The sequence below is a fragment of the Micromonospora sp. DT227 genome, from assembly GCF_049841835.1.
In the GTDB taxonomy this organism is placed as follows: domain Bacteria; phylum Actinomycetota; class Actinomycetes; order Mycobacteriales; family Micromonosporaceae; genus Micromonospora.
The window spans coordinates 418715-431329 of record NZ_JBNCLA010000003.1 but is presented as its reverse complement, the minus strand read 5'-3'; the positions used below and the strand labels follow the sequence as shown (position 1 = coordinate 431329).

General features: G+C 73.0%; 10 protein-coding genes and 1 pseudogene. 5 read left to right on the top strand and 6 right to left on the bottom strand.

The window, feature by feature from the left end:
• The first annotated feature begins 114 nt into the window (after positions 1–114).
• From ACLQ2W_RS14170 to katG, 3 genes are all read left to right on the top strand, one after another.
• Positions 115–1113 carry a glycoside hydrolase family 11 protein gene (locus ACLQ2W_RS14170; protein ID WP_425786793.1) on the top strand — a complete coding sequence of 333 codons (999 nt, stop codon included), beginning with the start codon at positions 115–117 and terminating at the stop codon, positions 1111–1113.
• 116 nt (positions 1114–1229) lie between these two features.
• Positions 1230–1658 (top strand): Fur family transcriptional regulator, encoded by a 429-nt coding sequence (locus ACLQ2W_RS14165; protein ID WP_405089928.1) that lies wholly within the window; start codon positions 1230–1232, stop codon positions 1656–1658.
• 43 nt (positions 1659–1701) lie between these two features.
• On the top strand, positions 1702–3978 hold the full coding sequence (gene katG, locus ACLQ2W_RS14160) for a catalase/peroxidase HPI (RefSeq protein WP_425786792.1): 2277 nt from the start codon (positions 1702–1704) through the stop codon (positions 3976–3978).
• A 73-nt stretch (positions 3979–4051) separates the two neighbouring features.
• Here katG and ACLQ2W_RS14155 read toward each other — a convergent pair whose 3' ends face one another.
• From ACLQ2W_RS14155 to ACLQ2W_RS14145, 3 genes are all read right to left on the bottom strand, one after another.
• Positions 4052–4615 carry a GNAT family N-acetyltransferase gene (locus ACLQ2W_RS14155; protein WP_425786791.1) on the bottom strand — a complete coding sequence of 188 codons (564 nt, stop codon included), beginning with the start codon at positions 4613–4615 and terminating at the stop codon, positions 4052–4054.
• 103 nt (positions 4616–4718) lie between these two features.
• Positions 4719–5441 carry a response regulator gene (locus tag ACLQ2W_RS14150; RefSeq protein ID WP_425786967.1) on the bottom strand — a complete coding sequence of 241 codons (723 nt, stop codon included), beginning with the start codon at positions 5439–5441 and terminating at the stop codon, positions 4719–4721.
• Entirely contained in the window at positions 5420–6583 is a 1164-nt protein-coding gene (locus tag ACLQ2W_RS14145; RefSeq protein ID WP_425786790.1) for a sensor histidine kinase, read from the bottom strand. The genes ACLQ2W_RS14150 and ACLQ2W_RS14145 overlap by 22 nt, the downstream gene beginning before the upstream one ends.
• 135 nt (positions 6584–6718) lie before the next feature.
• On the opposite strand from ACLQ2W_RS14145, the gene ACLQ2W_RS14140 reads away from it, so the two are divergent.
• Positions 6719–7402 carry a hypothetical protein gene (locus ACLQ2W_RS14140; protein WP_425786789.1) on the top strand — a complete coding sequence of 228 codons (684 nt, stop codon included), beginning with the start codon at positions 6719–6721 and terminating at the stop codon, positions 7400–7402.
• Here the strand turns inward: ACLQ2W_RS14140 and ACLQ2W_RS14135 are convergent.
• Positions 7380–8207: a hypothetical protein gene (locus tag ACLQ2W_RS14135; RefSeq protein ID WP_425786788.1), complete on the bottom strand. Its 828-nt coding sequence runs from the start codon at positions 8205–8207 to the stop codon at positions 7380–7382. The two genes, ACLQ2W_RS14140 and ACLQ2W_RS14135, sit on opposite strands and share 23 nt — an antisense overlap.
• Before the next feature lie 298 nt (positions 8208–8505).
• Between ACLQ2W_RS14135 and ACLQ2W_RS14130 the strand changes: the two genes are divergently transcribed.
• Entirely contained in the window at positions 8506–10707 is a 2202-nt protein-coding gene (locus ACLQ2W_RS14130; protein WP_425786787.1) for a carbohydrate-binding module family 20 domain-containing protein, read from the top strand.
• 26 nt (positions 10708–10733) lie between these two features.
• On the opposite strand, the pseudogene ACLQ2W_RS14125 reads toward ACLQ2W_RS14130, so the two are convergent.
• Together ACLQ2W_RS14125 and ACLQ2W_RS14120 are read right to left on the bottom strand one after the other, a co-directional pair.
• Positions 10734–11975, bottom strand: a pseudogene (locus tag ACLQ2W_RS14125) (MFS transporter); the annotation flags it as partial.
• Between the two features lie 80 nt (positions 11976–12055).
• Positions 12056–12535, bottom strand: coding sequence for a hypothetical protein (locus ACLQ2W_RS14120; protein WP_425786786.1), 480 nt, complete (start codon positions 12533–12535; stop codon positions 12056–12058).
• Positions 12536–12615: the final 80 nt, after the last annotated feature.

Sequence of the window (12615 nt, the reverse complement as noted above, 5' to 3'; positions counted from 1 at the left end):
GGCTTCAATACTGTGGCCATCGACTCGCCTCGATGGCGGTCGATGTCCGTCGGTCGGCGGTGGTGCTGCCACCCGCCGGCCGCGTGCCCGCCACCACAGGGAGGGAACACGCCCATGAACGACGCCCCCGTCCGCTCGGGCAGCCGCAGGCGCGGACGCCTCAGAATGCTTCTCGGCGGCGCCTGCGCCGTGGCGCTCGCCACCGCCGGGGCCACCGCGGTCCTGTCCGGCCCCGCCTACGCCGACCAGACCGTCACGTCGAACTCCACCGGCACGAACAACGGCTACTTCTACTCGTTCTGGAAGGACAGCGGCAACGTCTCCATGACCATGGGGAACGGCGGTCAGTACAGCACCCAGTGGAGCGGCATCAACAACTTCGTCGCCGGGAAGGGCTGGAACCCCGGCGGACGCCGGACGGTCAGCTACTCCGGCAGCTTCAACCCGTCCGGCAACGCGTACCTCACCCTCTACGGGTGGACCCGCAACCCGCTCGTCGAGTACTACATCGTCGACAGCTGGGGCAGTTGGCGCCCGCCGGGCAGCGGCTTCATGGGCACGGTGACCTCGGACGGCGGCACGTACGACATCTACCGGACCCAGCGCGTCAACGCGCCCTCGATCGAGGGCACCCGGACGTTCTACCAGTACTGGAGCGTGCGGCAGTCGAAGCGGGTCGGTGGCACGATCACCGCCGGCAACCACTTCGACGCCTGGTCCCGCGCCGGCATGAACCTGGGTAGCCACGACTACCAGATCCTGGCCACCGAGGGCTACCAGAGCAGCGGCAACTCCAACATCACGATCGGCGGCTCCGGCACCACTCCGACCACCCCGCCGCCGAACAACGGCGGTTGCACGGTCAGCGTCAGCCGGGCCGAGGAGTGGAGCGACCGGTTCAACGTGACGTTCTCGGTCAGCGGTAGCAGCAACTGGACGGTCAACATCCAGACCCAGGGTGGTCAGACGCTCCAGAACAGCTGGAACGCCTCGGTGAGCGGCACCAGCGGTACGCTCACCGCGCGCCCCAACGGCAGTGGCAACAGCTTCGGCATCACGCTCTACAAGAACGGCAACAGCAACACGCCGACGGCGAGTTGCTCGGCCGGCTGAGCCGGTCCGTCCGGTGGGGGTGCCGCGTTGGCGGCGCCCCCACCTTCGCGTGTGCCGGCCGACACACCGGGGCAGAAACTTGATTCATTCCAAAACACTGGACTAGTGTTCCTCGGGTGACGCCCGACTTCGAGACCCAGTTGCGGGCGGTCTCGTTGCGCGTGACCCGGCCCCGCCTGGCGGTGCTCGCCGCGTTGCGGGACCATCCGCACGTCGACACCGACACCGTGATCGCGCTGGTCCGGGCCAGCCAGCCGACCGTCTCCCACCAGGCGGTCTACGACGTGCTCCGCGCGCTCACCGACGCCGGTCTGGTGCGACGCATCCAGCCGGCCGGCGCCGTCGCCCGCTACGAGTCGCGGGTGGGGGACAACCACCACCACGTCGTCTGCCGCTCGTGCGGCACGATCGCCGACGTGGAGTGCGCCGTCGGTCACGCCCCCTGCCTCACCGCCTCCGACGACCACGGCTTCGTGGTCGACGAGGCGGAGGTCGTCTACTGGGGCACCTGCCCCGGCTGCGCGACCGCCCGCACCGCCCAGTGATCCGCGAGTTCGGCCAGTGATCCGCCAGTTCGGAAGGAAACAGATGAGCGAGACCCAGGACAACGGGCCCGTCAGCGCCCAGGGCGTGGACGCCAAGGAGGCGGCCGGCTGCCCGGTCGCGCACGACTCCGTGACCGCGCACGGCAGCGAGAGCGAGAACCCGGCGATCGACTCGCCGACCCCGAAGACCGGCGGTCGCCCGCGCAGCAACCGGGACTGGTGGCCCAACCAGCTCGACCTGTCGGTGCTGCACGCCCACTCGGAGAAGGGCAACCCGCTCGGGGCCGACTTCAGCTACGCCAAGGAGTTCGCCAAGCTCGACGTCGAGGCACTCAAGCGGGACATCACCCAGGTGCTCACCACCTCGCAGGAGTGGTGGCCGGCCGACTTCGGCCACTACGGCGGCCTGATGATCCGGATGAGCTGGCACGCGGCGGGCACCTACCGCATCGAGGACGGCCGTGGCGGCGCCGGCGACGGCGGCCAGCGGTTCGCCCCGCTGAACAGCTGGCCGGACAACGCCAACCTGGACAAGGCCCGCCGGCTGCTCTGGCCGGTCAAGCAGAAGTACGGCCAGAAGATCTCCTGGGCCGACCTGCTGGTGCTGGCCGGCAACGTGGCCCTGGAGTCGATGGGCTTCAAGACGTTCGGCTTCGGCTTCGGCCGCGAGGACGTCTGGGAGCCCGAGGAGATCTTCTGGGGCCCGGAGGACACCTGGCTCGGTGACGAGCGCTACGCCTCCGAGAAGGAGATGGCGGCCGGCGTCGGCGCGACCGAGATGGGCCTCATCTACGTCAACCCGGAGGGCCCCCGCGGCAACGCGGACCCGGCCGCGGCGGCGCACTTCATCCGCGAGACGTTCCGCCGGATGGCGATGAACGACGAGGAGACCGTCGCGCTCATCGCCGGTGGCCACACGTTCGGCAAGACCCACGGCGCCGGCGTCGCCGACGACCACGTCGGTCCGGAGCCCGAGGGCGCCCCGCTGGAGAACCAGGGCCTGGGCTGGCTGAGCACGTACGGCAGCGGCAAGGGCGGGGACACCATCACCAGCGGCCTCGAGGTGACGTGGACCGACCGGCCGACCGAGTGGAGCAACCGCTTCTTCGAGATCCTGTTCGGCTACGAGTGGGAGCTCACCACCAGCCCGGGCGGGGCGAAGCAGTGGGTCGCCAAGGACGCCGAGGAGATCATCCCGGACGCCCACGACCCGGCCAGGAAGCACAAGCCGACGATGCTGACGACCGACCTGTCGCTGCGCGTCGACCCGGCGTACGAGAAGATCTCGCGCCGCTTCCTGGAGCACCCGGACGAGTTCGCGCTGGCGTTCGCCAAGGCCTGGTACAAGCTGCTGCACCGCGACATGGGCCCGGTCAGCCGCTTCCTCGGCCCGTGGGTGCCGGAGGCTCAGCTCTGGCAGGACCCGGTGCCGGCTGCCGAGCACGAGCTGGTCGGTGACGCCGACGTCGCCGCGCTGAAGGCCAAGGTGCTCGACTCCGGCCTGACCACCGCGCAGCTCGTCTCCACCGCCTGGGCCTCGGCCGCGAGCTACCGCTCGACCGACAAGCGCGGTGGCGCCAACGGCGCGCGGATCCGGCTGGAGCCGCAGCGCAACTGGGAGGTCAACCAGCCCGAGCAGCTCGCGACCGTGCTGGCGACCCTGGAGGGCATCCAGCGGGAGTTCAACGGCGCCGGCGGCGCCCAGATCTCGCTCGCGGACCTGATCGTGCTGGCCGGCTCGGCCGCGGTCGAGAAGGCGGCGCGGGACGCCGGCGTCGAGGTGACGGTGCCGTTCCACCCGGGTCGCACCGACGCCACCCAGGAGCAGACCGACGTCGAGTCGTTCCGGGTGATGGAGCCGCGTGCCGACGGGTTCCGCAACTACCTGCGGCCGGGCGAGAAGACCGAGCCGGAGGTTCTGCTCGTCGACCGCGCGTACATGCTCAGCCTGACCGCGCCGGAGATGACCGTCCTCGTCGGCGGTCTGCGCGCCCTCGGCAACAACGTGGGTGGCGCGGCGCACGGTGTGCTCACCGACCGGCCGGGTGTGCTCACCAACGACTTCTTCGCCAACCTGCTCTCCCCGGGCACCCGGTGGAAGGCGTCGGAGTCCGAGGAGCACGTGTACGAGATCCGGGACGTGGCGACCGACCAGGTGAAGTGGACCGCCACCGCGGTCGACCTCGTCTTCGGCTCGAACTCGCAGCTCCGGGCGCTGGCCGAGGTCTACGCCAGCGAGGACGCCCGCGAGAAGTTCGTGACCGACTTCGTCGCCGCCTGGACCAAGGTGATGGAGCTGGACCGGTTCGACCTGGCCTGATCCGCGCGCACCGGTGAGCCCCGGTCGATCCGTCACGGATCGGCCGGGGCTCGTCCGGTCTTCCGGCAGGCGGCTACTGCCGCTTCCACCGTTCCCTGGTGATCTCGTAGACCACGCCGCCGTGCTCGGCGCCCTCGATCACCCCGATGTCGGCGGGGGTGGGGAAGCTCCGCACGAGTGTCATGCCGAGCTTCTCCATGATGCGGCGCGAACCCTGGTTCACCGCCATCGTGTCCGCCCAGACCCGGCGCACCCCGAGCTCCCTGAACGCCTTGCCCAGCAGCGCCCGTGAGCCCTCGGTGGCGTAGCCGTTGCCCCAGGCCGCCCGCCGCAGCCGGTAGCCGAGTTCCACGTCGTCGAGCGGGCCCTGGGGCGCCGGACGCAGGATGAACCAGCCGATGAACGCGCCGCCGTCCTTCTCGTGTGCGGCGAACACCCCGAGGTCGCCGTTCCACTTCTGGTAGCCGGCCAGGACGTTCGGCAGGTAGCGCTCGCGGATGGTCTCCGGCGCGGTCGGCTTGCCACCGGTCAGATGGCGCATCACCGCCGGGTCGCTGTCCAACTCGATCAGCAGGTCCGCGTCGTCGGCGGTGAACCGGCGCAGCAGCAGGCGTTCGGTCTCCAGGTAGGTCTGCACGAGTCGATCATGCGGGAAGCGCGTCGGGCCGCCCAGAGCTTTTCCCGGCACCACGCTCTCACGTATCCCGCCCGGTGACTCCTCGGCGCGGCGCAGCCGACGCTCAGGCGAGGTCGGCGTCGTGCACCAGCAGGGCGAGCTGCACCCGGTTGTTCAGGTCGAGCTTGGCCAGCAGCCGCGACACGTGGCCCTTCACGGTCGGCACGCTCATGCCCAGCCCGGCGGCGATCTCCGCGTTCGACCGACCCTCGCCGACGAGCACCACCACGTCCCGTTCCCGGTCGCTGAGGGCGGCCAGCCGGTCCCGCGCACGGGCCCGACGGATTCCCGCGGCCGGGTCCGCGATGTGGTCGACAAGTCGACGGACGGCGGCGGGGGAGAGGATCGCCGCACCCCGGGCGACGGTGCGGACCGCGGCGAGGATCTCCCGGGGCGGAGTGTCCTTGAGCAGGAACCCGCACGCGCCGCCGCGCAGCGCGTCGAGCACGTACTCGTCGGCGTTGAACGTGGTCAGCACGATGATCTCCGGTGCGCCCGGCCGGGACCGGATGCGCCGGGTGGCGGTGAGCCCGTCGACGCGGGGCATCCGGACGTCCATGAGGATGACGTCCGGCCAGTGGGCGTGCGCCATCGACACGGCCTGCGCGCCGTCGGCCGCCTCGGCGACCACCTCGATGTCGGGCGATCCGCCGACGAGGATGCGCAGCCCGGAGCGGACCAGCGGATCGTCGTCCACGACAGCCAGCCGGATCGGCCGCCGGCCGGGGTCCGACGCGGTGGCGGACGGTCCGCCGGGTGCGTTGGTCAGGCTGGCCACGGCAGCCAGGCCTCGATCCGGTACTCCCCGCCCTCCGCGCCGTACCGCACCCGCCCACCGGCCATCGCCACCCGCTCGTCGATGCCGACCAGGCCCATCCCGCCGGGCCGGCCGGCACGCCCGCGGGTACCCGGATGCGGATTGGCCACGACGATGCGCAGCCCCTCGCCGACCCGACCGGTCAGCCGGATCGTCGCGCTCGCGTCGCTGCCGTGCCTGCTCGCGTTGGTCAGCGCCTCCTGCGCGATCCGGTAGACCGTCCGTCCCACCATCGTCGGTGGCTCGTCGCCGGCCACCTCGTCGGTGAACTCGACGTGCATCCCCGCCTCGCGGGCGCTGGCCACCAGGTCGGGCACGTCGGTGAGCCCGGGTTGCGGCGGCTCGGGCCGGCCCGCCACGCCGACGACGGCCCGCAGCTCCGCCAAAGCCTCGTGCGCGCTGGACCGGATCGCCCCGGCCGCGACCGCGATCTCGTCCGGTCGCGCGTCGACGCGCACCTCCAGGGCGCCCGCGTGCAGGCTGATCAGCGACATCCGGTGCGCCAGCACGTCGTGCATCTCGCGGGCGATCCGGGCCCGCTCGGTGAGCCGTGCCTGCTCGACGCGCAGGTGCTGCTCGGCCTGCAACCGCGCCGCGTGTGCTCGCAGCGAGGCGGTGAGCCGCCGGTAGGCCTGCACGAACTGGCCCCAGCCGATCGCCGCCGCGCCGGTCACCGCGCGGAGGACGACGTCCACCCAGACCGGATACGGCGGATCGCCCTGGAGCAGGAAGTAGACCACGCCGGTGCCGACGTGCGCCGCGCCCAACGTGAACAGCAGCCGGGCCCGGTGTCGGATCGCCGCGGTGAACAGCGCCACCAGGATCGGTCCGGTCGCCGTCACCGAGATCGCTCCGAACGGGAGCAGGGCGAGCAGCACCGCCAACGAGTGTCGTCGCCGCATCGCCAACGGAACGGCGCAGAGCACCCCGAGCAGCACGTCGACCGGCCACGGGATCGCCGCGCCGGCCGCGGTCGCGTCGCCGATCCGCAGCATCGTCAGCCCGTACCCGAGCGCCACGGAGACCGCCAGGGCGTCGGCGACGCGGTCCCGCACGGTCGCCCGACCCCCTGTCGGGTCCGGCACGAGCAGTGCGATGAGCGCGGCGGCCATGCCCGCAGCCTAGGCGTTCCGGCGGTGGGCGGTAGCTACCAAAGTAGGGGCGCGGCCGGATCCTCCGGCCCGTGCGGCCCGGCGGGTCCATCGGCGATCGTCATCCCGGTCGGAGTACCCGAGCGGGAGGTTGACATGGTCGGAGACGGGGCGGTCGCGCACGCGCTGCGGCGGGCGGTCGGGACACGGGGCCGGCGGGTCCTCCTGGTGGTGACGATCGGCGTGGGACTCGCCGCCGCGGCGCTCACGGCCGGGCTCCCGTCCGGCGAGCGCACCGTCGCCACGGTCGGCGAGCTGGTGCACGGGGCCGTCTCCGTCCCGCTGCCGTTCGTGGGTGTGCTGCTCGCGAACGATCTCCGCCGGCGCCCCGACGCGGGCGTGCTGTCCACGATCGCCGCGGCGGTGTCGATAGCCGTGGTGGTGGGGCTCGCCGGCGACGCCCTCTCCGTCGCCGCGCTGGCCGCGGCCGGGTCCACCGCGCCGGACCCGTGGGCGCACGTCGGCGCGATCGCGGTGGCGGGGGTGCTGGTGCAGGTTCTCGCGCAGCTCGTCGGGACCGGGCTGGGGCTGCTGATCGGGCGGCCGGCGTGGGCCTGCCTGGCGACGATCGTGCTGCCGCTCGGCGCGTACGCGCTGCTGACCCCGCTGGCCGCGGTCCGCGACTGGCTCACCCCGTACGCGGCCCTGCGGGCGGTGCTCGCCGAATCACCCGGGGGCCCGGGGTGGGCGCGGTGGGCGAGCGCGGCGTTGCTGTGGGGCGTGGCGCTCAACGTGGCCGGCGCCCGGCGGATCCGGGCTACCGGTGGTGGACGGTGGTGACGGTGACCAGGTCGTCGGTCGCCTCGATGGTGCCGGTCCACTCGCCGTCGTCCTTGTCGAACGTGATGGTGGTGGTCCCGTCGACGGTGCGGTCGCCGGTGACGTCGAAGAAGCCCCGGGGCAGGTGGTCGCGGTAGAACGCGAGCACCCGCTCCGGGGCGGGCTCGACCAGGGTGAGCCGCGCGCCGGCGGTGGTGTCGGAGAGGTCGCGCAGCCGGCTGCCCGGCGGGAAGCGGAAGTTGAACGGCAGGTTCGTCACGCCCAGGTCCCGGCCGGTCAGCGCGACCTCGGTGTCGTCCTGCGGCGGCGGCGCGGTCGTCCCGGCCGGTTGCGCGCGGGCGAAGGTGACGGTGGTGTCCCGGGAACTGGTGATGACCGCGACGGTCCAGCCGCGTCCGGCGAGGTGCAGCGTCCCGGCGGTGTCGGTGCCCACCGGGTACCCGGCCGCCGGACCGGTCTGACGGTAGTGGGTGAGCACCTGCTCCGGCGGGGGAGCGGTCAGGATCACCGTCGCCGAGGACGGGTCGCCGAACACGGTGTCGACCTTGCTGCCGTCGGGAAAGCCGAGTCCGGGTGCCACCGCGGGGACGGTGCGTCCGTCCACTGTCGTACCGCCGCCCTGGCTCGGGCCGGTCGACGGGTTCGTCGGCGCGGAGGCGCCGGTCGCGCCGGTGCTCGTCGGGCCGCTCACCGGCTCGGCCGCGCCGCCGCAGCCGGTGGCCGCGGCCAGCAGCGCGAGCCCCGCCAGCGCGGGCAGCAGCCGCCGGGCCGGTCCGCGGGCGGGCGTGGCCGAGGCGTGTGCCATGACGGGTCCCTTCGGGGTGCGGGAGGCGGTGTGGCTGCCCCGATCATGCCGGCCCCGGTCAACCGTCGTGCCGGCGGTCCCACAGCGTTGGAATTCTTGCCATCCGGTCGCGAGCGCGTCCGGAACGCGTTTGACCTGGTCATAGGCGTTTCGGAGCGGTCGATGTTGCGGACCGGTTTCGAAAAGTTTGCCGCAAGGTATTGCAAAGACTTTCATGAATCCCGCATGGTGTTCGCTACCCGGATGGCCGTCCACCCCCGCGCACCCTTTCGAGCACCCCGGAAGAGGTACCCCTGCCATGGAATCCCCCAGGCCACACCCGCGTGGTCGCGTCGCTCGCCTGTTGCTCGCCGCCGCGCTCGTCGCGACCGGCGGGACGGCGGTCGTCGCCGCTGCCACCACCGCCACCCCCGCCCGCGCCGCCACCGTCCTCAACGACAGCGAGGTGACCGCCAACCTCTGGGAATGGAACTGGCCCTCGGTCGCCGCCGCCTGCACCGACCACCTCGGCCCCGCCGGCTACGGCGCGGTGCAGGTGGCCCCGCCGCAGGAGTCGGTCAGCCTGCCGAACAGCCCGGACGGCGTGCACCCCTGGTACGAGGTGTACCAGCCGGTGTCGTACAAGCTGGACAGCCGGTTCGGCAGCCGGCAGCAGTTCGCCGCCATGGTCACCGCCTGCCACGCCGCCGGCGTCCGGGTCTACGTGGACGCGGTGGTCAACCACATGGCCGGGACCAACAACCCGGCCGGCACGCGCGGGTACGCCGGCACCGAGTTCAGCGGCTACAGCTACCCGGCGGTGCCCTACGGCAGCGGGGACTTCCACCGGCCGGGGGACAACTGCCCGACCTCCGGCGGCATCAGCGACTGGAACAACGAGTCCCAGGTGACGAGCTGTGAGCTGCTGTCCCTGTCGGATCTCTACACCGAGAAGGACGCGGTCCGCAGCAAGATCGCCGGCTACCTGAACGACCTGATCGGCCTCGGCGTCGACGGCTTCCGGGTGGACGCGGTCAAGCACGTCAGGAAGGACGACTTCGCCGCGATCCTCGGCAAGCTGAACAACACCGTGGCGGAGGGCCGCCGTCCGTACGTCGCGCAGGAGATCTTCGACGGCGCCAGCAACCCGGCGTTGCAGGCCCGGGCGTTCACCGGCAACGGCGACGTGCTCGACTTCGGGTACGCCAAGGGCATCCGCTCGGCGTTCCTGGGTTCCATCTCCTCGCTGGCCAACGTGCCGAACTGGAACCTCGACGCGCCCAGCGCCAACGTCTTCGCCATGGTCACCAACCACGACCTGGAGCGCGACGGGGTGGTGCTGTCGTACCAGAACGGCAGCGACTACGTGCTCGCCAACTACTTCGCGCTGGCGTACCCGCACGGCAAGCCGTCGGTCTACGACAGCTTCACCTGGTCCAACCGGAACCAGTCGCCGCCGAGTGACGGCACCGGGCGCGTCACCGACACGGTCTGCGGCGCGGCCTGGAACTGCCTGACCCGCAGCGTCGGCATCAAGGGCATGGTCGGCTGGGCCAACGCGGCCCGCCCGGTGAAGACGGTCTCGGACTTCACCACCGTGAACAGCAACGTGATCGGCTTCCACCGGGGCGACCGCGCGTGGATCGGCATCAACGACTCCGGCACCGCCACCACCGCCACGTTCACCACCGGCCTGGCCGACGGGCGGTACTGCGACGTCATCACGGGCGGCGCCACCGCCGCCGGCTGCACCGGCGCCACGGTGACCGTCTCCGGCGGCCGGGCCACCGTGACCGTCCCGGCCAACGGCGCGATCGCGGTCCACGTCGGCGCGCGGCCCGGGACGAGCCCGTCGCCGACCGCCTCCCCGACCGCCTCCCCGACCGTGTCGCCGACGGCCAGCCCGACCACCAGCCCCACCGACCGGGTCGCCACCACGTTCACCGTGAGCGCGACCCCGGGCGCCGGCCAGGACGTGTACGTCGTCGGCAGCGTCCCCGAGCTGGGGTCGTGGACGCCGGCCAACGGGGTCCGGCTCACCGCGCAGGGCGGCGGCACCTACCGCGCGACCGTCGACCTGCCCCGGTCGACCGCGGTGGAGTACAAGTTCGTCAAGGTGACCACGGCCGGCGCGGTGACCTGGGAGACCGGCGCGAACCGGAGCTTCACCACGCCGGCCGCCGGCACGTACGCGGTGACCGAGACGTTCCGCGGCGACACCGTCTCGACGGCGGTGGCCACCTCGTTCGCGGTCACCGCGACCACGGCCTACGGCCAGAACGTGTTCGTGGTCGGCAACGTGGCGGCGCTGGGCGGGTGGAACCCGGCCAACGCGGTCGCGCTCTCCCCGGCCACCTACCCGGTCTGGCGGGCCACTGTCGACCTGCCGCCGAACACCGCGGTCGAGTACAAGTACGTCAAGAAGAACCCGGACGGCTCGGTGACCTGGGAGTCCGGCGCGAACCGGAGCTTCACCACGCCGGCCGGCGGCACCCGCACCGCCACCGACACCTGGCGCTGACCGTGCGCGGCCCGTCCCCGCACCTCGGGGACGGGCCGCGCCCACCGACCGGGCCGGCGGGAACGGTCAGGTGCGTGGGGTCGCCGCCCGCGTCCGGCGACCGCCAGCAGCGCCACGGCCAGGCACGTCACGGCGGCGGCGACGAGTGGCGGCCGGCCGCCGAGGCGTACGGCCGCCGAGCCGAGCGGGATGGCCAGCGTGATCGGCCCGAACATCAGCGTGTTCGCGGTGCCGGACACCCGGCCGAGCAGCGCCGGCGGCGTGTGCGTCTGGACCGCGGTGACGGCGGCGACAAGCGCCCACGGCAGACCGACGCCGATCACCGCCGAGGCGGCGACGGTCGCCGACCACCAGGGCAGGCAGCGACCCAGGCAGCCGGCGGCGAACAGCGCGGTGCCGGCGACGCCGACCGCGACCGCGCCCCATCTGTCGACGAGTCGCCCCACGGCCAGGCCGGCGAGCACCGAACCGCCGCCCTGGGCGCTGGCCAGCACGCCGAGGAACGTCGACGGCAGGGCCAGCTCCGTGGTCACCACGGTGTAGAGCGCGGCGGTGGTGAAGCCGGACATCGCTATCGACACGGCGGCGAGCGTCACCGGCACGCGTACCGCGCGCCGGCCGAGGAGGGCGGCGAGTGCGGCCCGCAGGCCGGGCGGGCGTCCCGCCGCCGGGCTGCGCGGCGAGGCCGGCGGGTCGGCAGTGGCCGGGACGCCGCCGGTGGCGGGTAACCGCAGCGCGGCGTAGAGGAGCGCGACGAGCACCGGGGCGGCGGCGCTGAGCACGGCCACCGGGTGGCCGCCCCGCCACGCGTAGAGTCCCGCGCCGGCCAGCGGCGCCACCAGCTTCATGCCCTCCTGGGCGCTGGACCGCCAGCCGTTGACGTCGGCGAGCTGCGCCGGGGACAGCGCCGCCGGCAGCAGCGCCGTCTCGCCGGCGTCGATCAGCACGTAGCTGACCCCGTAGGCGGCGGCGACCGCGAAGATCAGCCAGGTCTGGTCCGGCCCGCGTACCGCGAGCAGGCAGAGCAGGGTCGCGGCCAGCGCCAGGTTGACGCCGATGACAAGCGGTCGCCGGGGCGCCCGGTCCAGCAGCCCGCCGAGCCACGGTCCGGCCAGCACCGGCACGTACACGCAGAGCCCGGCGAGCGCTGCCTGCCCGGTGGAGCCGGTCAGGTCCAGCACCCAGATGCCGGCGACCAGGGCCATGGCGCTGCCGCCGAACCCGGACAGCAGCGAGATGGTCACGAACAGCGCGGCATTGCGACGCATGAGTCGTCCTCCGGAGTTGAGCGGGGATGACTCACATCCTCAGTTCTTGAGTGGGATGACGGCAATGCTGTCCGACGACGTCAATCCTTTGTTGACAGTGCGGCGGCGATGCGGTCCGCCGCGCCGCGGGCCGGCGCGGGCAGTCGCGGTCCGACGTCGGCCAGGTCCGCCACGAGGTACGCGGCCAGCGCGTACAACGGCCCCGGCTCGGCGTCGAGGGCGGACGCGGTGGTGTCGCGCACCAGCGCGGCGCGGCGGAACCGGCTGTCCCACGCCCGGTCTGCCGCGATCCAGCGGTGCAGGTCGGAGACGGCGGCCCGCAGCGCCACCACCTCGGCCGACCAGGCCCGGTCGAGCCGTCCGAGTCGGGACCGGCGGGCCGCCACGAGCCGTTGCCGGCGTTGCTCGGCGGCCTGCCGGCTGCTCAGTCCCAACGCGCCGGCGATCTCGGCCCAGGTCGCGCCGTCGTGCCGGGCCCGGTCGATCAGCTCCAGCTCCCGCTCGTCCAGGCGGGCCCGGGTGGCACCGATCTGGGACAGGCCCGCCAGCTCCGGAGTCACCTGTCAACATTACATTGACACACCCCGCCGGCGGGTCGCCCCCGGGGCCGTGGCGTCCTGCCGGTCCGCGCCGGCCGACC